Source organism: Luteithermobacter gelatinilyticus, assembly GCF_005849285.1.
In the GTDB taxonomy this organism is placed as follows: domain Bacteria; phylum Pseudomonadota; class Alphaproteobacteria; order Sphingomonadales; family Emcibacteraceae; genus Luteithermobacter; species Luteithermobacter gelatinilyticus.
The window spans coordinates 270,817-290,257 of sequence record NZ_CP040517.1 but is presented as its reverse complement, the minus strand read 5'-3'; the positions used below and the strand labels follow the sequence as shown (position 1 = coordinate 290,257).

Annotated in this window: 14 protein-coding genes; 6 read left to right on the top strand and 8 right to left on the bottom strand. The window is 56.1% G+C overall.

All coding sequences use genetic code 11. The features are described from left to right. Positions 1 to 63: 63 nt before the first annotated feature. Positions 64 to 2,874 (top strand): ATP-dependent DNA helicase, encoded by a 2,811-nt coding sequence (locus FE788_RS01305; protein WP_210414079.1) that lies wholly within the window; start codon positions 64 to 66, stop codon positions 2,872 to 2,874. 53 nt (positions 2,875 to 2,927) lie between these two features. Here FE788_RS01305 and FE788_RS01300 read toward each other — a convergent pair whose 3' ends face one another. Both FE788_RS01300 and FE788_RS01295 read right to left on the bottom strand, forming a co-directional pair. Further along, entirely contained in the window at positions 2,928 to 3,563 is a 636-nt protein-coding gene (locus FE788_RS01300; protein ID WP_210414078.1) for an alpha/beta family hydrolase, read from the bottom strand. Between the two features lie 4 nt (positions 3,564 to 3,567). After that, positions 3,568 to 4,230, bottom strand: a complete 663-nt coding sequence (locus tag FE788_RS01295) for a glutathione S-transferase family protein (protein WP_138378942.1) — start codon at positions 4,228 to 4,230, stop codon at positions 3,568 to 3,570. Positions 4,231 to 4,448: 218 nt separating this feature from the next. On the opposite strand from FE788_RS01295, the gene FE788_RS01290 reads away from it, so the two are divergent. Together FE788_RS01290 and FE788_RS01285 are read left to right on the top strand one after the other, a co-directional pair. Then, positions 4,449 to 5,453, top strand: a complete 1,005-nt coding sequence (locus tag FE788_RS01290; RefSeq protein ID WP_168190211.1) for an AraC family transcriptional regulator — start codon at positions 4,449 to 4,451, stop codon at positions 5,451 to 5,453. Positions 5,454 to 5,600: 147 nt separating this feature from the next. Next, on the top strand, positions 5,601 to 6,866 hold the full coding sequence (locus FE788_RS01285) for a styrene monooxygenase/indole monooxygenase family protein (RefSeq protein ID WP_168190210.1): 1,266 nt from the start codon (positions 5,601 to 5,603) through the stop codon (positions 6,864 to 6,866). A 36-nt stretch (positions 6,867 to 6,902) separates the two neighbouring features. Here the strand turns inward: FE788_RS01285 and FE788_RS01280 are convergent, their stop codons facing one another. The 5 genes from FE788_RS01280 to FE788_RS01260 form a co-directional block, all read right to left on the bottom strand. Beyond that, positions 6,903 to 7,397: a nuclear transport factor 2 family protein gene (locus tag FE788_RS01280; RefSeq protein WP_138378939.1), complete on the bottom strand. Its 495-nt coding sequence runs from the start codon at positions 7,395 to 7,397 to the stop codon at positions 6,903 to 6,905. A 49-nt stretch (positions 7,398 to 7,446) separates the two neighbouring features. Then, positions 7,447 to 8,100: a peptidylprolyl isomerase gene (locus FE788_RS01275; protein ID WP_210414077.1), complete on the bottom strand. Its 654-nt coding sequence runs from the start codon at positions 8,098 to 8,100 to the stop codon at positions 7,447 to 7,449. A gap of 18 nt (positions 8,101 to 8,118) precedes the next feature. After that, positions 8,119 to 9,363 (bottom strand): metal-dependent hydrolase family protein, encoded by a 1,245-nt coding sequence (locus FE788_RS01270; protein ID WP_138378938.1) that lies wholly within the window; start codon positions 9,361 to 9,363, stop codon positions 8,119 to 8,121. 97 nt (positions 9,364 to 9,460) lie between these two features. Then, entirely contained in the window at positions 9,461 to 11,701 is a 2,241-nt protein-coding gene (locus tag FE788_RS01265) for a TonB-dependent receptor (protein ID WP_138378937.1), read from the bottom strand. Between the two features lie 355 nt (positions 11,702 to 12,056). After that, entirely contained in the window at positions 12,057 to 13,100 is a 1,044-nt protein-coding gene (locus FE788_RS01260; protein ID WP_168190209.1) for an AraC family transcriptional regulator, read from the bottom strand. A gap of 227 nt (positions 13,101 to 13,327) precedes the next feature. Here FE788_RS01260 and FE788_RS01255 point away from each other — a divergent pair, with 227 nt between their 5' ends. The 3 genes from FE788_RS01255 to FE788_RS01245 all read left to right on the top strand — a co-directional run bounded on the left by FE788_RS01255 (position 13,328) and on the right by FE788_RS01245 (position 18,175). After that, the gene (locus FE788_RS01255; protein WP_138378935.1) at positions 13,328 to 13,783 is read left to right on the top strand and encodes a MarR family winged helix-turn-helix transcriptional regulator; all 456 of its coding nucleotides are present in this window, start codon (positions 13,328 to 13,330) and stop codon (positions 13,781 to 13,783) included. 182 nt (positions 13,784 to 13,965) lie between these two features. Further along, positions 13,966 to 17,196 carry a reductive dehalogenase gene (locus tag FE788_RS01250; protein ID WP_138378934.1) on the top strand — a complete coding sequence of 1,077 codons (3,231 nt, stop codon included), beginning with the start codon at positions 13,966 to 13,968 and terminating at the stop codon, positions 17,194 to 17,196. Positions 17,197 to 17,518: 322 nt separating this feature from the next. Next, complete coding sequence (locus FE788_RS01245; RefSeq protein ID WP_138378933.1) at positions 17,519 to 18,175, top strand: GntR family transcriptional regulator; 657 nt, start codon at positions 17,519 to 17,521, stop codon at positions 18,173 to 18,175. Between the two features lie 235 nt (positions 18,176 to 18,410). On the opposite strand, the gene FE788_RS01240 is transcribed toward FE788_RS01245, so the two are convergent. After that, positions 18,411 to 19,235: a sulfite exporter TauE/SafE family protein gene (locus FE788_RS01240; RefSeq protein WP_138378932.1), complete on the bottom strand. Its 825-nt coding sequence runs from the start codon at positions 19,233 to 19,235 to the stop codon at positions 18,411 to 18,413. Between the last annotated feature and the right edge of the window lie 206 nt (positions 19,236 to 19,441).

The following is a 19,441-nucleotide window of genomic DNA, read 5'->3' as shown; positions in this document are numbered from 1 at the left end:
TATAGTGCCTGAAACAGATAGTGAACATATAAAAGCAGACTAAAGCCTGACCCGCAAAGACCCATGAGCCAGTCCCTGATGCAGTTTCCCGACCCGTTTGAGGCCCTCTCGCGCCTGTCCGCGCTGGTGGTCGGGTCGTCTTCCGGCGTCATTGTCTCGCCTGAGGGCGAAGTGGAAGAACTGGATCATGGAACGCTGCGGCGGCGTCTGAGGAGCAGGCCATATCTCATCTGCAACCGTCCTGTCATTGCCCGCCGGCTCGGCATGGCAGGGACCCGAAGCCTGGACGTTCTGGAACTGTTCGCCTTTGTGCGGCCCGCCCGGTTCTGCCTGCCACTGCCCCGGGGCTTGGCGGAGGCGCTCGGCCTCGACATGCCCCATCACAGGCCCCATCACAGCCCCGAAGACGAGGCGCTGGCCTTGATGGCGGCGACGCAGACCCTGCTTCGGGAACTCGCCGATCCCGCCTATGCCTTCCCTGAAGGCGTGCACGCCACCGCCCATCGCATGGCCGAAGCCGGATGGAGCTGGGGCCCGCTGGTGCTCGGCGCGCTCGGCTCCGCTGACACCCCCCGTCCATGGCAGGTCTGGGACCATCTGCCGGAGTGGGAAGAAGATGCCCCCCTTCCCCCAGCCGGGAGCGAACCGGTGTCACCGGCAGAAGCGCAAGCCCGGCTGGCTGCCCTTTTGGGTCCCGATGCGGAACAGCGTACCAGCCAGCAGGATTATGCCGCCCTCGCCGCCCGGAGTTTCGCGCCCCCCCAACACGAACAGGAGCCGGTACTGGTTCTCGCAGAAGCCGGGACCGGGATCGGCAAGACCCTGGGCTATATCGCCCCGGCGAGTCTGTGGGCGGAAAAAAACGACGGCGCCGTTTGGATCGCTACCTATACCAAGAATCTGCAACGCCAGCTGGATCAGGAGCTCAGCCGCCTCTATCCTGACCCGGCACAAAAAATGCGCAAAGCCGTCATTCGCAAGGGCCGGGAAAATTATCTTTGCCTGCTCAATCTTCAGGAGCTTGCGGGTTCCGCCATCCACAATGACGGGCGGATTCTGCTGGGACTGGTGGAACGCTGGGCCCGCTATAGCCGGGATGGCGATATGATTGGCGGCGATTTTCCCAGTTGGCTGGGCGAACATTTCGGACAAAGTCGGTTAAGCCAACTTACGGACCGGCGCAGCGAGTGTATCTATTCTGCCTGTACCCATTACAAAAAATGTTATATCGAAAAATCCAAACGCCGGGCCCGTAAGGCGTCGCTGGTCATCGCCAATCACGCGCTGGTAATGATCCAGGCAGCGACCCGCAGTGAAGTTGTCCGGGACACTTCAGAACAGGACAAAACATCCCGTGACGGCCGGGACGCGGAACTGCCAACCCGTTATATTTTTGATGAGGGCCATCACCTGTTTGATGCGGCAGACAGCGCCTTTTCCGCCCATCTCACGGGACAGGAAGGCTTGGAACTACGGCGCTGGATCCGGGGAGCGGAAAAGTCCAGCCGCCGGAGTCGGGGCCTCAAGGGCCGGCTTGAAGAGCTGATTCTGGAGGACGAGGAAGCCCATGGTCTGTTGCAGGAGGTAATCCATCAGGCCCGGATCCTGCCTGCCGAGGGCTGGCACGGTCGGCTGATTGATGGCGGCCCGGTCGGTCCTGCGGAAGCCTTTCTGGCACTGGTGCGCGCTCAGGTTTACGCCCGGGCAGGGCGGGAAGAGTTTCATTCCCTGGAATGCGCCCCACACCCGACAGGGGACGGCCTGGTCGAAGCTGCTGATGCCCTGGCCCAGGCCCTTGAGAATCTGATCCGGCCCATGGCCGCTCTCAGCCGGCAGTTGCTGAAAAAGCTCGATACAGAGGCCGACAGCCTGGAAAGCGGCGCGCGCAACCGGCTGGACTCCCTAAGCCAGAGCATTGCCCGCCGCCGGGAAATGCTTGAACATGGCTGGGTTCCCATGCTGCACGACCTGATGACTCCTCCGTCGGAGGAGACGCTCCAAAATTTCGTCGACTGGTTTGAAGTGGAACGCCTGCAGGGCCGGGAAGTCAATGTGGGCATGCATCGCCACTGGATCGACCCAAGTCGGCCGTTTGCCGAAACGGTGCTGAAATCCGCGCAGGGAGTACTGATTACTTCGGCCACACTGCGCGACCGGCTGACGGAAGCCCATAATCCTGACATTGAATGGCATACGGCGGAGGTGCGCACGGGAGCGGCCCATATACTCACACCGCCGATCCGACAGAGTCTGCCCTCACCGTTTGACTATCCCGCCCAAAGTCGCATTTTTATTGTGAATGACATGAACCGCCGCAGCCTGGATCAGCTGGCGGCGGCCTATCGCGAGTTGTTTCTGGCGGCGGGCGGCGGGGCGCTGGGCCTGTTTACCGCCATCAGCCGCCTGCGCGGGGTTTATCAACGGCTCGCCGCCCCCCTGGAAGACGCCGGCCTGCCGCTGTATGCCCAACATGTGGACCCCATCAATGTGGCAACCCTAATCGATATTTTTCGCGAGGTGGAACACAGTTGCCTGTTGGGCACCGACGCGGTGCGCGATGGGGTGGACGTGCCGGGGCCGGCGCTGCGTCTATGTGTGTTTGACCGGGTCCCTTGGCCCCGCCCCACTCTCCTGCACAAGGCCCGGCGGGAAAAGTTCGGACGGCAGGCTTATGACGATCTGATCACGCGTTTACGTCTGAAACAGGCTTACGGGCGGCTGATCCGGCGCCAGACGGACAAGGGGGTGTTTGTCATGCTAGACGGAGCGACCCCCTCGCGTCTGCTCAGTGCTTTCCCCGAAGGGGTGGTGGTGGAACGGCTCGGCCTGGCCGACGCCATTCGCAAGACCCGTGAGTTCCTGGCCCCAGAATGAGGATACCCCCCGATCTACTTGTCTAAAGTGAATTGTGAACAGGTTGACCCAATTCACTTTAGAAAGCCGGTCATCGCCTGAAGCGCCCGATCCCAGTTGTCCTCGGCCGAAAGCCCCGTGACCTTGCGCGGCACCAGATCATGATTACCGTCTTTTGCCCAGTGAAACCGGATCGCCGGTGACAAGGCATACCCCGTGACCGTTTGCCGGTTGCCCATGCTGTCGCGCTCTCCCTGAACAATCAATGTCGGGGTTTTGAGGTTTTCCAGAGGGGCGGTGCGCGGCCGGTCTGCCTTGCCCGGCGCATAAAAGGGATACCCCAGACAGATCACCCCCGCAGGCGCCAGCTCATCGGCCACCAGGCTGGCCATACGCCCGCCCATGCTTTTGCCGCCGATATAAATTTTACCCTTGAAATCAACCGCCTCAAAAATCTGACGCCATGACGCCAATAGTCTTTCCGGCCGATCCGGCGGACGTTTTTTGCCCGTCCGGCGGCGCTCGGCCATATAGGGAAATTCAAACCGCAGCACATGATTTCCGGCCGCGGCCAGCCCCGTCGCGAAATACTCCATAAACGGGCTGTCCATAGGCGCGCCGGCGCCATGGGCCAGGATGACCAGGCGCTCAGCCTCCTCCGACCCGTCACAGAGCACCGGCAGACCGGCCATGTCCTGTCGCTGCGTCATGGGGTTATTTGACCAATATTTTTTTGCCCATTTCACGGCTGTCTTCGGGCTGTTCCAGTTTCGGAGGTATGGTGATGCCCTTGGCGCAGGCCGGGCGGGCGGCCATGCGGTCCATCCAGGCCCGTAAATGCGGCAAGTCGTCTACCTCGACCCCCGCCCATTCATAGGAGCGTACCCACGGCCAGGTGGCAATGTCCGCGATGCTGTAATCGCCACAAATATAGTCGCGCCCGGCCAGACGACCGTCCAGAACCGTATACAGCCTGCGGGTTTCTTTCTGATAGCGTTCAATCACAGAAGGCAGCGTTTCGGGAAAATACCGATAAAACACATGGGCCTGGCCCTGCATCGGCCCCACACCGCCCATCTGGAACATCAACCACTGAAGCACTTCATAGCGGCCTTTGTCGTCTTTGGGCAGAAGTTTGCCGGTTTTTTCCGCCAGATAGATCAGGATTGCGCCGGATTCAAAAATGGTCAGATTGTCATTGTCCCGATCAATGATCGCCGGAATCCGGCCATTGGGATTGATTTTCAGAAAGTCAGGGGTTTTCTGTTCCCCTTCAAGAAGATTGAGGGCATGCACTTCATAAGGCAGGTTCAGCTCCTCCAGGGCAATGGAAATTTTATAGCCATTGGGGGTGGCCGCGGTATACAGGTCAATCATACTGGTCGCTCCTTCATACGGTCATCATTGGCATTCGGTGCTCATGAGGTGAGGGACATATTGGCGGGATCGCATAAAAAATCAAGCCGATCACTGAAACGTGATCCAAAATGCGGGCTTCCCAAAGGGCGGGAAAACGTCTACCATGACCGGATAATTCACATATAAAATATCCTGAAAAGAATTGGGACGGCTGATTGTGGCAAATGAGACAAAACATGATGGGAGATTTTCCATATGCCAGTAAGACCGCCAGCCCCTTAAGCGGCTATCCGGTCCTGCACACCACAGATCTTGAAGAAGCCCAGACACGGGTGAGCGAGATCTTTTGCGCCCATCGTCTGGCCCCGCTGGACCCCGGGGGTAAGGTGCAGACCCTGATGAATCATGCGCCCGCGGGCGAGGTGTCCTTGAATTACCTGCACTATGGCCCCGCGGTGGAGATTGATCCCGGGAAATTGCAAAATTTTTATCTGGTGCCGGTACCGCTGCAAGGCCGGATCGAAATGCGGGCCGGCCGCCAGACCTGCCTTGTGGAACCGCAGAATGCGTTGGTGATTTCCCCCGACCAGCACGCCCGGATGAAATGGAGCGAAAACACCCGCAACCTGATCGTGAAAATTGACAGAGAGGCACTGGAACGGTGTCTGGCCCACATTCTGGGCGCACACCTGCCCCGGCCGCTGGTTTTTGAGCCGCTTCTGGATCAGCGGCGCATGTATCAGGGACGCTGGCTGCGGTCTGTCATGCATCTGCAAGCCGAACTTGAAGCCGGACCAGACAGAAAAATTCCGGTGCCATTGCTAAACCAGCTCGCCGAGTTGTGCAAGCTGGCCCTGATTTACACCCAGCCCCATAATTATTCCGACTGTCTGGAAACCGGCCTTACAAGAGTGGCCCCCCGCTACGTCAAGCGGGCGGAAGACTATATTGTCGCCAATCTGAAAAACACCATTACCATAGAGGATCTTGTTCAAGCCTCTGGCGTGAGCGCCCGGTCCCTGTTTGCGGGGTTCAGGGAATTCCGGGGCACCACCCCGATGAAATTTGTCCGGGACCAGCGTCTGCAAAAAGTGCACGAGGAATTGCACCACAACGACTCCCGGCACACCGTCACCCAGATTGCCCTGAAATGGGGATTCAGCCAGCTCGGACGATTTTCCGTCGAATACCGGAAAAAATTCGGAGAATCCCCGTCCGAGACCCTGCGCAAGGGCGGATAAGCCCTTTATTTCCGCCCTTGCTGGTTTCTTTTTCCGGATTGCCTCACTTTTTCGCACACCCTTCGCATTTTCTGCATAGTGGGACCCGGGACAGATCTGTTTTCCTTGCACGGACAGAACATGTCTGATCAGTCAAGGAGACACAGGATGAAAAAAATATCGGTAATCGGCGCAGGGCCGGCAGGGTTAATTTTCGCGTATGCGCTGCTGCGCAAGGGATATGATGTCACGGTATATTCCGACAAGACCCCCGATCAATGGCTGAACCACTGCCCGCCGACGGGCACGGCCTATCTGTATGGATCGGTGATCGACATCGAGCGGGAGCTGGGCATGGATTACTGGTCCGACACCATGTTTGATGGCGGGGGGGTGCTGCTGGATTTCAAACCCGAAATCAACGGCGAAACCCATATTGAGGTGGCCGGCAGTTTTCTGGACCGCGGCGGCGCCATTGATCAGCGCCTGCGGGTCAGCCGCTGGCTGGAGGATCTTGAAAAACGCGGCGGCACACTGGTAATTGAATCCGTGACCCCCCAACGCCTTGATGAGATTGCGCTGGCCTCGGACCTTACCGTGCTCGCCGCCGGCAAGGCAGATCTGGGGGCCGTCATCCCGCGCGATCCGGAAAGAAGCGTTTATGACAAACCCCAGCGCAATCTGTGCATGATCATCGCCGAAGGGGTTGACGGCTGGGACGACAAGGTGGATTTCCGGCCGGTCAAATTCAATTTTTATGGCGATACCGGAGAATATTTCTGGGTCCCCTATACCCACAAGACCGCCGGGGCCACCTGGTGTGTGCTGTTTGAGGCCCGGCCAGGCGGCGCAATGGATGTTTTCGGGGATGTCAGCAGCGGGGAAGAAGCCGTCGAACAAGCCAAAAGCTTCATCCGACAATATGCACCCTGGGAATGGGAACGCGTGAAAGGCATGCGGTTTGTTTCTGGTGATCCCTATGGCTGGCTGAAGGGACGGTTTCCCCCGACCGTACGCAAGGCATTCGGCCGGTTGCCGTCCGGCGGTCTGGTGATGCCCATCGGGGATACCGCCGTCACCTTTGATCCGATCGGTGGTCAGGGCGGCAATCATGCCAGCCGGAACGCCAAATATATGGCGGATCAGGTCATGGCCCGCGGCGACAACGTTTTCGACGAAAACTGGATGGACAAAGTCAACAACGACTGGTGGCATTCGGCTGGTAAATATGCCTATACCTTCAATAACATTCTGCTGGAACCGCTGACCGAAGCCGGCTCCATCATGCTGATGCAGGCCGCCCGGGACAGGGCTTTTGCGGACCGGCACTTTTTTGGCAATTTCCCCAAGACGCAGGATTTCTTCCCGGAAATCGAAGATGCCGCCAAAGCAAGGGCCCTGGTGGAAGCCTGGAACCGCCGCAAGGCCGGGTAATCCTTATCCCCTGTCCCAACAAAAGAAGGCTACGCCTTATTCCTGTCTGGCGTAGCCTTCTTTGGCCAGAGTGGCGATGTCCTCCATGGAGTCATTGGGCACCAGAATGGCCAGAGCGTAATGGGCGATTTTCCAGTCCTTTCCGTCTTTCAGCAGTACCCCTGTCCCGCGGAACCGGCCCCACTTTTCCGATACGGTGATCTCATCAAACCACGCCGTCCTGCCATCCTCGGAAAACGCCACATGGCGCTGCACCGGTTTATAGGACCAACCCTTGCCGTCTTTAAACCGCGTGTTCACATAATCGGCGAATTCCGGCAATGGCCAGCGTTCCCAGTCATCAGTACCCAGAAAGACCGCATTGTCAGCAAAATGATTCAGGTAACGGGACTTATCCCCCTTGTCTGCCGCATCATGAAAATCATCCAGTACCGCATGTATGTTTTTTTCTGCGTCCGTCATTTCGCCGGCTGCCGCAACAGGCGTGATACAAACCACCCACAGGCATAACGCAAATAATGTTCTGATCATGTTGTTTCCTTACCTTTTAACAATCTGTCTTTGGCAAACGGCCCACATGTTATCTGGATTGAACCCGGCGCACCTCAAGGATCCGGACGGGGTCTTTGAGGATCTGCCCACCGGTATAGTCCTGTTCCCCCTTTTTCGGCGGAATGGTTGGCAAGCCCTGAATATGTCGGACCACATCCATGCCGTCAATGACTTTGCCAAAGGCGGCAAAGCCCTGACCATCCGGATTACGCCGGCCACCATAATCCAGCGCCGGCTGATCGGTAACACAGATAAAAAATTCCGATGTGGCGGTGCCGGGATCCAGCCGGGCCATGGAAATCACCCCCGTTGTATGGCGTAGGCCCGTCTGTTTTGTGGTTTCATGGGCAATGGGCGCAAACGGCGCCTCTGCCGCGGCGGCAAACCCCCGCCCCCCCTGGATCACCTCGATCTTGATGGGGGTCTTGGCCTGGTTGTCCTGACGCACCACCCGGTAAAAACTCGCGCCGTCATAATACCCCCCATCCACATATTTCAGGAAGTTGGCCACGGTCACCGGGGCCCGGCCGGGATACAGTTCCAGCCGGACCTGTCCCGCCGTGGTGTTCATCTCAATCTCTACGGGCGGGTCACTCTCTGCGGGCTGGCCTTGAGCCCCGGCCACGCCACAGACTGCCAGCAGCAGCCCCACCCGGATCATATTCAGCATATGTTTCATCATCTCTCCCCTCCTCCGATGTTATGATCCCGATCCCGTTTGACATACCACACGCCCCGCCTTGACAACAGCCGAGATCTGGCTGCCGGTTTCGTCAAACAAGGACAGATCCTTGAGAGGATTGCCCCGGATCAAGATCAGGTCGGCGCAAGCGCCTTCGGCCACCACGCCCAGTTCGCCCGCCCGGCCCAGAAGTTCGGCATTGACCGACGTTGCCGATTTCAGGATGTCAAACGGACTTTGCACCTGGGCACGGATCCGGAATTCGTCACACTGGTAGCGGTGCATCTGTCCGAGAAGATCGGTACCAAAACCGATCTTGACCCCGGCCGCCATGGCATGTTCCAGGGAATACAGACCCGCCGCCCGCACCTCGTCCAGCTTGGCGAAATTATCTTCCGTAAACCCGAAAGATGCGCCATGTTCCCGCAGCGCCTGGTAGGTGACCAAGGTAGGCACCAGAAACGCGTCCTGCGCCGCCATATAACGGGCGGTATCCGGACGCAGGAAATTTCCGTGTTCCACCGAGCGAATCCCCAGCGAGACGGCTTTATGAATCTGCGCGTCCTGATACAGATGCGCCATCACATAAGACCGCCGGCGCCGGGCTTCCTCGACCGCGGCGCGGATTTCATCGTCACTGAATTGGCACAGCCAAACGGGGTCGCCGCTTGACGATACCCCGCCATTCAGCATCAGTTTCAACTGGTCCGCACCCCGTCGGAATTCTTCCCGGGCGGCCTTGCGGATATCGTCGACCCCATCCACCACCCGGATCAGGGTATGATGCGGTGTCCCACACAAACAGGGTTCCGCCAGATGACGGGCGCGGCCGTCCCCGTGACCACCGGTCTGGGTCAAGGGACGGCCAGCGATGAACAGACGCGGCCCGTTGATCAGCCCCTGGCGGACCGCTTCGGCCAGACCGAAATCGGCGCCGCCGGCATCCCGCACGGTGGTAAAGCCCCGTCTTAAGGTATTTTCCAACAACCGGCCCGCCGCCACAAACATCAGGGACGGAGGCAGGTTATCCAGGCGATACCCGTCCACCTGCACCAGGCAGGCATGGAAATGGGCATCAATCAGACCCGGCATCAGGGTCTGGCCCGCGCCGGACATCACCGTTGCACCCGGCGCGTTAATCTCGTGTCTGGAGATGGCCCGGATTTTACCGTCTTCGAGCAAAAGATGATGGTTTTTTTTCAGGTCCGGGGACAGACCGTCAAAAATATCAACATTGCGGATCTCAATCGGGGGAGTCGGCATTCATCACCTAGGGTATGCCACGAAAGGCAGAAAGATATATCTGGTCCAAAAGCTATCCCGGGAACCGATGGTCCCCGGGACATGATTGCAAGAAAGCTTAGAAATAACCGCGAACGGTAATTCCCAGTGTTCTCGGCTCAACCCGGATCGCGCCGTCCGGATCAAACGGTTTGCGCCGCAGGGCCCGCACCACACCACGGCTGTCGAACAGGTTGTTGGCGAACAGGGAAATCTCCAGATCTTCCCAGGTTACCCCGACCCGGACATTGGCCAGGTCATAGGCCTCCATGTCCCGGTAATCGGGATGTGATGAGTTAAATTCGGTCTGGCGATGGCCTACATGCTGATAATTCATCCAGATAAAACCATCCATGTCATCCGCCAGCGGATAGACATATTCCAGAGTGGCATTCATGCTGAATTCCGGTACATAAGGAGCCCGGTCGCCTTTTACCGCACTGAGATTCGGCACATCCTCGTCCAGCTCGGACCGCATGTAGGAGCCCCCCACGTTAAAGGTCAGGCCCTCGGCCAGGTTCGCCGTCAGGTCCAGTTCTACCCCTTGGCTGGTGGCTTCCCCGACATTTTCCCGGAACCCGAACCCACATTCAAAACGGCGGCTGGTCTGCATATCGTTCCATTTGACCAGGAAATAGGCTGCATTGACCATCACCTTGCCGTCAAACAGGCGCCCCTTGGTACCAAGTTCATAGTTCCAGGTTTTGTCCGGATCAAAAAATTTGGTGTCTTCGACGGAAATATCCACCTGTTCCAGGTCGGCGGCACATTCGGATTCCGGAATGGTGGCGTTCACCCCACCATAACGGAAACCACGTGCCACCTGGGCATAAACCAGCATGTCGTCGGTTACGTCATAGGACAGGTTCAGTTTGGGATTGATGCCATCGGCCGTGCCCTGGGGCGGGGTATCCAGTTCGCCACCGCCGGCCAGAATGCCGGACACATAGGTTTCGATGTCCTGTTTCCAGTTGAAATAACGCAGCCCCGCGGTCAGAGTAAAGCGGTCAAAGCTGTAATAAGCCTCGCCGAATATCGCAAAGGTCTTGACCGTCAGGTCATCGGTGCCGAAATACAGATGGTCGGCCGGCGCCCCGAAGTCACTGGCTGGCGCGGGCAGGATCTCGTCGGAGCCCGGGACCGGCCAGGTGTTGCGATAAAACACGTCTTTCTGATCGAAATAGGTGCCAACGGTCCATTGCAGCGGGCTGTCGGTGGTTGAAGAAACCCGCACTTCCTGCACAAAGGTTTCCGTTTCGGTAATGTCGATCAACTCGTGCGGCGTCAGATCGCCAAACCCGGGCACTAGCTGGAAAAACTGGTCCAGGGAACGCGGATTGACAATTTCCCGATCAAAATAAGAGGTGGAAGAGACCAGTTCCACCGTGTCCAGATCATAAGTCATGGTCATGTTATAGATCTGCATCTCGTCGTCATACCCGTCAAAGGACGGATAATTGCGGCTCAGTTCCGGGGCGGAATCCACGTCTTCGGGGCGACCATTGTCAGAATAATCGTGATGCATGAAAGACAGGTCGATGGTAAGGGCGTCACTGACCTGCAGGCGCCCGGCCACTTTCAGTCCCTTGGAAGAACCATCATTAAGGTCTTTCGCTTCGTGTCCTTCCAGAACATTGTCGATATACCCGCCTTTGCTCAGATAATACCCGCTGGTGCGCAGGGCGAATTTATCCTGGATTACCGGTATGTTGATCAGACCTTTCACGGAGTAATTTTCCGTGCCTTCACTAATGGTGGACAGGCTGACCTCTGCTTTGCCTTCAATCTCCGAAAGATTGGGCTTTTTGGACACCAGGCGAATGGTACCGGCCATGGACCCGGCGCCATAAAGCGTACCCTGGGGGCCTCGCAACACCTCGACCCGTTCCAGGTCAAACAAGTTCAGTTCCGGGTTCATGGCGCCCATGGAAATCGGGATTTCATCCAGATACACCCCGACGGTTTCCTGGTTCTGGGTATCGTTGTCATTGCCGCCGCCATTGGACACGCCGCGAATGGTGATGCGGGTACGGCCCGGACCATTCTGATAGGCAGTCAGGCTCGGCACCGTGCCCAGAATGTCGGTAAAATCATTGGCGCCGAGTTTTTCCAGAGACGCTTCGGAAACCACATTGATGCTGATCGGCACGTCCAGCATGGTTTCCGTCCTTTTGCGAGACGTCACAATGATTTCCTCAAAGGCCATGTCAGCAGCGGCCTCCTCCGCGATGGAAGATGCGGGAAGAACGGCAGCACCGCTCAGCACGCAAGTGGATAGCGCCGTAACATTCAATAACTTCCTCGTGTGGTAATATGTCATGTTTTCCTCGACCTCTCAATTTATGTTAGGAAGGCGCCAAGTACGCACCTTGACAATTGTTTATTCGTGAAGTTTTTTAATTATTGAGAGGCGACTATAATCGAAATTAAATTTTAATAATGATGCGATCCGCACAATAAATGATGCAATCATCAATTTCTGGACATACATTTTTGTGAATACAACGGGCAAAGGATCACAACAGATCGGCCCAGCCGCCTGAAGCCAGACCCGTCTGAAAAAGCCAACAATATGGGGATTTTCCGAATCGCCGACCCCTGCCCCCTCAGCGAAAGACTTGATGGTTAGAGTGAATTGAGACAACCTATTCACAATTCACGCCAAAAACACATCCCTAATCAGCCGGACGCATGGCTTTTGGCAACACCCCGTAATGTTTTTTAAAAGCTGATGTAAAATTGGTGGGATGTTCATATCCGACGCGCTCGGCCACCTGGGATATGCTCAAGCTTCTGTCCTGTAGAAATTCGCGGGCCTTATTCATGCGATAGGCCTGGCAGAATTCAAAAACAGTATGCCCGAAAAGCCGTTTGAATTCGGCACTCAGTGTATTACGGTTGAGCCCCACCTCACGGGCCAGACTGGCGAGAGTGGGCGGATTCTGATGTTTTTCGATCAGAATTTTCTGCGCTGTGAACAGCTTCTGCTTGAGTGAAATGTTCGGAGAATTTTCTGAGGCAAGCGAGCGGAAACCAGCGTTCGCGCCCTCTTCGATTTCCTGAAACAGACGACAGATCAACTCGGCGGTTTTGGCTTCGGCCACAATACGTTTTCGCATTCCCTGATATGGGGCGTTCATCATACTCAGAACAATATTCATTGTCGCCGCTGACAACGGAAGGTTATACAGGTTTTTATCCAGTTTACCGCCATAAATGACATCTTCCAGGCTTGCAGGAATCCTGCGCCGATCCAAACCAAAATGATTACGCAACATATCAGGATGCAAATGAAGGGTTACAGAGCACAAGTGACTGCCCCGATCAATGAACAGATCAAAAGGGTTATCTTCCGGTGTGTACAGGACCGACACGCTGGCTTGCGGCACATCAACCTTCCCCAGCTTGTCAAAGGTAAACGCCAGACTGCCGGACAGCAGAAAACGCAGGGAAATGATATCACGACGCGGCAGGATGGTCTGCCGGTAATCTGCATGATACATGCCGTCGGCAATACAGATTAGCAAATCCCGATGCGGACGTAGAAGTTCCCAATATCCCTTGGCCATTTCATCGTTTAAGTCAAGGCGAATTCCGTTATGCACGTCACCGGACGACTGGAAACTTAACACGGCATATCGTTCAGGTTCAGACGAATATGCTTCGTTAAACCCTTCGTAAATACGGTTTAGATCTGTGTAATTCGGGCCAGGCCTCATGAAGATGATCCGTTCTGCATATGGCTGTCTTTTCGATGAGCAGAAAATATATCGATCGAGCTCGCTCTCTTGTCTACCCAAATTTATCTCTACAAGATAGTCAAATCTATCACCCCCTGATGTTTCGGAGCGAACACCCCTATGGGCCTCCTGTGTGCTTGCCTCCTGTGTATTTAAATGTACGATTTTATTGACAATGATAACTATATAGTTTACATTGTCAACTAATGACACAGGACATCTCATATCGTCTTCATGAAAGTTACGGATACCGCCTGTCGCGGCTGTCCCGTATCAATGAAAAACATTTCGAGGAAGCCATCTCTCCCATCGGCATTTCCCGACTGACCTGGTGCGTGTTGTGCGCTGTGGGCCTGGAACAGATCGTTTTTCCTTCTGCCATCGCCGCTTATCTGGGGGTGGAGAAATCCATAATTTCCCGCCTGTTGCGGGATATGGAAAAAGATAAGCTGATCATCAAAAAACCCCATAGCGGAGACGGGCGAGCCACCTGTATTGAGCTGACCGATAAAGGCCAATCCATCCTGCAAAAGGTTAAAAGACATGCGGCCGCCACCGCACGGCATTTCGAATCCAAACTCACCAAACAGGAACTGGCCGAATTCTACCGGCTGATTGACAAACTGATGGAGGGAGAAGATACGGCGATTCCCAGAATCTGATCCCAAGAATCTGATCCCCAGAATCTAGAGTGGGCTTCTCATGACCGGAACGGGACCAAAACAGCATGACGCAGGTGATTAAAAGACGCAGGTGATTAAAAAATGGTGATCAAAAGATGACGATCAAACCGTGGACAGGCGACCCCCAAAACGGGCGCTCTTCATAGACAGGGGCCGGAAAGATGCGCTTTTTTTCCTATAAAGATCGGCCGGTTCATCTGGGCCCCTATCCGCTGGAACGCCTGAAGCGAACCTCCGGGCTCCCCGACCTGTCCGCCGTGCCGCCCATGGTGCCGGTCTCCTTTGTCCGCCAGGAAGACCCCCTGAGCCTGGTCAACGCCATGCGGGACTATCAGGCCATGATGGATGCCATTCGCGACGGCCTGGTGAAAAAAGAACGCGCCGTCATTCCAGACGACCTTGAGGAACGCGCCGCCCATCTCAAGGCTTTCGGCTATTATTGTGACGCAAGCCAGGTGGGAATCTGCCGGCTGACGCCTGACATGTTTCTGGAAGAACCTCTCGTCAATCCGGGGGTCGACAAACTTGCCGAGGACCTGAAAACAAGACAGACCGAAACCCTGGCTTCCGGCATCGACGTGGTGATGGCTGAATTGCGCGAAACGATGGAAGCCCCGCCCCGTGACATTTCCCATCATACTCATGCGCTGGTTTTTCTGTATGAATATCCCCGTGACCCGGCCCCAAATGAGCCAGGAACGGCCTGGATCCGGGAGGCTCAGCCCCAGCGGGCCGCACTCAGGGGTGCAGAAACCGCCATTGTCCTGTCCAACTATATTCGGCTGCTGGGTTGGGAAGCCCGGGGACATACCGGATCGGCTTCCGATGTGGATCTCAACAAACTGGTTATCGCCGCCGGACTTGGCGACGTGGTGCACAGTCCTGATGGTCCCTGTATCGAAAACCCCTATCTGGGCCGGCGGTTTGGCATTGCCGCCGTCACCACCACACTGGATATAAGCCCGGACCGGCCCCTGGCCCCGCGTAACATGTGGAATCGCTGGCACAGTCACGGCCCCGCCTGGTGGGTGGGCAAGGGATTTGCCAAAAATGCCTTTAATCGGGAGGCCTTTGCCCGGCGCCGCTTTGCCGACGGACAACATCCTTTTGAAAAAATTAACCGCGTCGAAACCCCCACCACCTTTATTGACGAAGCCCGCGTGCCCCGGGTACCCAAAAGAACCGACATGTTCGCCCGCGCCCTGTTTGGCGATATGGGCAAAACGCTTCAGGAAAAAGCCAAGAACGGCAATTATGTGCGCAAAAGCCCGATTTCCTTTGCTGCCCGGCGGGCGCTGGCGGCTTTTGTCCTGTTGCAGGACGGCCCCAGGGCGGAGACGATTTCTGAAACAGCCCGTTCGCCGGAACAAAACAGCCTGAACCTTAAGGCGGCCCTGTATTTCCTCGGGGCTGATGCGGTGGGTCTGTCGCGCTGTCCGGACTGGGTTTATTACAGTCACAATGCACTGGGAGAGCCCATCACGCCCTATCACCAAAACGCCATTTCCGTCATCATTGATCAGGGGCACGAAACCATGGACGGCGCATCGGGAGACGACTGGATTGCCTGTTCCCAATCCATGCGGGCCTATTTGCGGTTTTCCCTGCTGGGCGGGGTGATCGCCAACCAGATTCGCGCCCTGGGCTATTCCGCTCGGGTGCATTCGGTAATGGATGGCGAGGTATTGCAACCGCCGTTGCTGCTGTTGTCCGGCCTGGGGGAAGTCAGCCGCATTGGCGAAGTGATCCTCAATCCGTTTCTGGGCCCCCGCCTCAAATCCGGCGTGATTACCACGGATATGCCCCTCAAACATGACAAGCCGATTGACTTCGGGTTACAGAATTTCTGCAACAACTGCAACAAATGCGCCCGAGAATGCCCGTCCGGCGCCATCACGGCCGGCCCGAAAAAAATGTTCAATGGCTACGAGATCTGGAAATCCGACAGCCAGCGCTGCACCCAGTATCGCGTCGGTCAGCCGAATGGCGCCATGTGCGGGCGCTGCATGAAAACCTGTCCATGGAATCTGGAAGGTTTGTTTGCGGAAGCCCCCTTTCGCTGGCTCGCCAGCCATGTCCCGGTTCTTGCCAAGACCCTGGCCCGCCTTGATGACACATTAGGCCGCGGCCGTCTTAACCCGGTCAAAAAATGGTGGTGGGACCTGGAAATGGAAGACGAAGGTCCCTACGCCCCCAGCCGACATGAGGTGAATAAACGCGATCTGCAACCGGATCTGGACCTGAAATTCGAAGACCAGACCCTGGCCGTCTATCCGGCCAATCTGGCCCCGCCACCCTGGCCCTATACCTTTCCCATGAACAGGGAAAAAGGTATTCAGGCATATCGGGACCTGTTGTCTCCCGAAACCTACCGGGACCGGCTGCGCCACGGCAAGGTGGATGGGCTTGCCCATGAATACAAATTACCGCCAGGGCCCCCTCCCGTCTTGCGGGTCAAAGTGGCCAAGGTCAAACGAGAGACAGCAGATATCATCAGCTATGATCTCACCTCCCTGAATGGGGCATCGCTGCCGGCTTTTGAGGCGGGGGCTCATGTGGATGTGGTCGTGGCCCCCGAATTCATCCGGTCCTATTCCCTGGCGGGCGATCCGGCGGACCGCTCAAAATATCGCATCGCCGTATTGCGCGAGGAGAGCGGCACCGGCGGCTCCCAGCTGCTGCATCGCATTTTCACAGAAGGCCGCAAGGTCTTCATCACCCGGCCGGTCAATCATTTTCCGCTCCAGGAGGACGCCCAGAAAAGCCTGCTGATGGCCGGCGGAATCGGCATCACGCCGCTGATGGCCATGGCCTATCGGCTTCATGCCTTGGGCGCAGCGTTCACCCTGCATTATTCCTGCGCCTCGCGCCAGAGCGCCGCTTTTCTGTCCGATCTTGCCACGGTGCCTTGGGCGGACCGGGTACATCTGCATTTTTCGGATGAGGGCAGCCGCGCGGACCTGGACAAATTGCTTGAGGGTTATGAGGAAGGATTTCATCTTTATACCTGCGGCCCGGATCGGTATATGAACGCCGTGCTGGACACCGCCTCTGCACTGGGCTGGCCCGAAGACGCCCTTCACAAGGAATATTTTTCCGTGCCTGAAACGGGCGATTATGTCAATCACCGCTTTACGGTTCGTCTTGTCCGGTCCGGGCGCGACATCCCGGTCCCGGCGGAAAAACGCATTACAGACGTGCTGGCCGAACAGGGGATTCATGTGCCGATGAAATGTTCCGACGGTATATGCGGCGTCTGTAAATGCGGCCTGGTTTCCGGCGAGGTGGAACACCGGGATTTTGTCCTTTCCGCCAAAGAACGCGCAACCCATATCATTCTATGTTCCTCTCGGGCGAAGCAGGAAGGCGGGGTGATCGAGATTGATCTCTAGAGTGAATTGTGAATAGATTGACCCGGGCCTGTTCCCGCTTGTCTTGACAAGAACGGCCTGCTATGTCTTGCAGGATCTCCTGTTAACAACACCTCAATAATCGACAGGGATGGGGGTTTAGCAAAACAAAATACTGCCTCTGGAACACAAGCGTGTTTATTTGTATACTGTGTTCAGTTTTGAGAGTATTATTTGCACAAGAGGATCTGGATCAGGTCATACCCATCGGGCGCTTAGCTGATTTTGGTCGTCGGGACGGTAGATCCCCAGAATTTGTGTGTGGCTTCATTTCGGGTTGAAATGACTGAGAGGGAACAGTTCAATGAATTTAACCATATCGGAAACCATTTGCCAGCAGCTTGCGGAACAAATTCTTTCCGGCACGTTGGCCCCCGGCCAGAAAATCGAGGAACAAAGTCTGGCGAACCAGTTTTCTGTCTCCCGCACCCCCGTGCGGGATGCGCTACGGCAGTTGGCCTCAACCGGTCTGGTTGAAATCAAACCCCGCAAGGGGGTTACTGTCGTCGACCTGAATATTGACCAGCTTACTGATATGTTTGAGGCGTTGGTGGAGCTGGAAGCCCTTTGTGCCAAATTCTCGGCGTTGCGGATGAGCACACTTGAACGCAAAAAACTGGAAGGCTTTTTGGAGGAATTTGACAAGGCACTGAAAAGGAATGACGAAAAAACCTATTCTTCAATCAATGCGGAATTTCATGCCATGATTTATCGGGGCTGCCACAATGAAAGCCTGACGGGCATGGCCTCCAATCTCTGGCATCGCCTGGCGCCCTTCCGTCGCAGCGTGTTTTTCAAGGTGCGGGACCGGATGAAAGCCTCCTATCAGGAACACCGGGACATTGTGGACGCCATCCTAGCGGCAGATATGAACCGGGCCTTTGAAGCGATGCACAACCATGTCGCCAATTCCAGCGTGAACGCCATGGAATATCTCAACAAGTCCAAATCCGGGGCGTGATCCCGGCCCACAACCGGGACCGGGATTAAGCGGGGAGCATAAATTCTTGATAAGATGGCATCGTCATTATTGCAAGCACAAGCGAAGCAATCCCTGATTCACAGGACAATACTGCTGTCTATGGATCGCCACGCCCCTACCGGGTTTCGCGATGACGCAGGCTCTTCGGAATTGAAAACCTAACACATGGTAGATGACGCCCCTCAATGCGCAAAACACTCTAAACCTACCAAGGTTACCCCATCAGCGTGCGATAAAACATTCTTGCCGAAACGATCAGCAGGAAAAACCCGAACAGCATACTCAGATGACGCTGGCTGAGGCTGTGAGCAATCCACGCTCCCCAAGGGGCGGCCAGAATGGTGGCCGGGGAAATAATGATAAATCCCAGAAGATTGACATAGCCGATGCTGCCCAGCGGCAGCCCGGGCACGCCATATCCGCTGATCATAAAACCAACGGTGCCAGGAATGCTGATCAACAAGCCAAAAAGTGCCGCAGATCCCACCGCCCGGTGAATCGGCTGGTTCAACAGCGTGAGCACCGGCACGCTCAGGGTTCCTCCGCCAATTCCCATCATGCTTGACACAGTACCAATTCCGGTCGGCACCAGATAGGACGCACCGCCCTTGGGCACATCCCGGGCAATGGTCCAGTTCCCCAAAGGTAATAACATCTTCAACGCCACCAGCAACGCCACGGTGGCAAAAATCCCTGCCAGAACAACACTGTCCACCTGTGCCGCCAGCCAGCTTCCCAACGCCGCCCCCAGAAACACATAGCCCCCCCACTTTCTGACCAGGGCGGTATCAACCGAATTTTTCTTTTTATGGGCGCGGGAAGATGAAATAGAGGTGGGAATAATGGTAGATAAGGAGGTGGCCACGGCAATATGCATCCGGATCGAGGGGTCAACCCCCAAAATGCCCAAAGCCAATTCCAGAACCGGGACAATCACAATACCGCCCCCGACCCCCAAAAGACCGGCCAGAATTCCCCCGACAAGTCCCGTCGCCAGCATCATACCCACCAGAGGCAGCAAGTCAGACCATAGTTCCATTCTTCTTCCTAACGATCTAATAACATCATCACGTGATGTGAACTTCATATAAGTTGGCCGGCATCAGTGTTTTTCTTTCCGCATCGTTTTATTCGTATATTTTTTACGTATTTTCCGGCTTTCCCATGCATAATTTCCTGACATCTTTATCAGAGTATTTTTTCAAAGTACATTCTTTTTAATTTGTGCACAATTAAATATTTTTG

Bases quoted from the DNA above. Each gene is read 5' to 3' on its own strand.
- FE788_RS01305 (WP_210414079.1), top strand. From the start codon at position 64: ATGAGCCAGTCCCTGATGCAGTTTCCCGACCCGTTTGAGGCCCTCTCG.
- FE788_RS01285 (WP_168190210.1), top strand. From the start codon at position 5,601: ATGAAAAAAATATCGGTAATCGGCGCAGGGCCGGCAGGGTTAATTTTC.
- FE788_RS01290 (WP_168190211.1), top strand. From the start codon at position 4,449: ATGATGGGAGATTTTCCATATGCCAGTAAGACCGCCAGCCCCTTAAGC.
- FE788_RS01300 (WP_210414078.1), bottom strand. From the start codon at position 3,563: ATGACGCAGCGACAGGACATGGCCGGTCTGCCGGTGCTCTGTGACGGG.
- FE788_RS01270 (WP_138378938.1), bottom strand. From the start codon at position 9,363: ATGCCGACTCCCCCGATTGAGATCCGCAATGTTGATATTTTTGACGGT.
- FE788_RS01240 (WP_138378932.1), bottom strand. From the start codon at position 19,235: ATGGAACTATGGTCTGACTTGCTGCCTCTGGTGGGTATGATGCTGGCG.
- FE788_RS01250 (WP_138378934.1), top strand. From the start codon at position 13,966: ATGCGCTTTTTTTCCTATAAAGATCGGCCGGTTCATCTGGGCCCCTAT.
- FE788_RS01265 (WP_138378937.1), bottom strand. From the start codon at position 11,701: ATGACATATTACCACACGAGGAAGTTATTGAATGTTACGGCGCTATCC.
- FE788_RS01295 (WP_138378942.1), bottom strand. From the start codon at position 4,230: ATGATTGACCTGTATACCGCGGCCACCCCCAATGGCTATAAAATTTCC.
- FE788_RS01280 (WP_138378939.1), bottom strand. From the start codon at position 7,397: ATGATCAGAACATTATTTGCGTTATGCCTGTGGGTGGTTTGTATCACG.
- FE788_RS01255 (WP_138378935.1), top strand. From the start codon at position 13,328: ATGACACAGGACATCTCATATCGTCTTCATGAAAGTTACGGATACCGC.
- FE788_RS01245 (WP_138378933.1), top strand. From the start codon at position 17,519: ATGAATTTAACCATATCGGAAACCATTTGCCAGCAGCTTGCGGAACAA.
- FE788_RS01260 (WP_168190209.1), bottom strand. From the start codon at position 13,100: ATGAGGCCTGGCCCGAATTACACAGATCTAAACCGTATTTACGAAGGG.
- FE788_RS01275 (WP_210414077.1), bottom strand. From the start codon at position 8,100: ATGATGAAACATATGCTGAATATGATCCGGGTGGGGCTGCTGCTGGCA.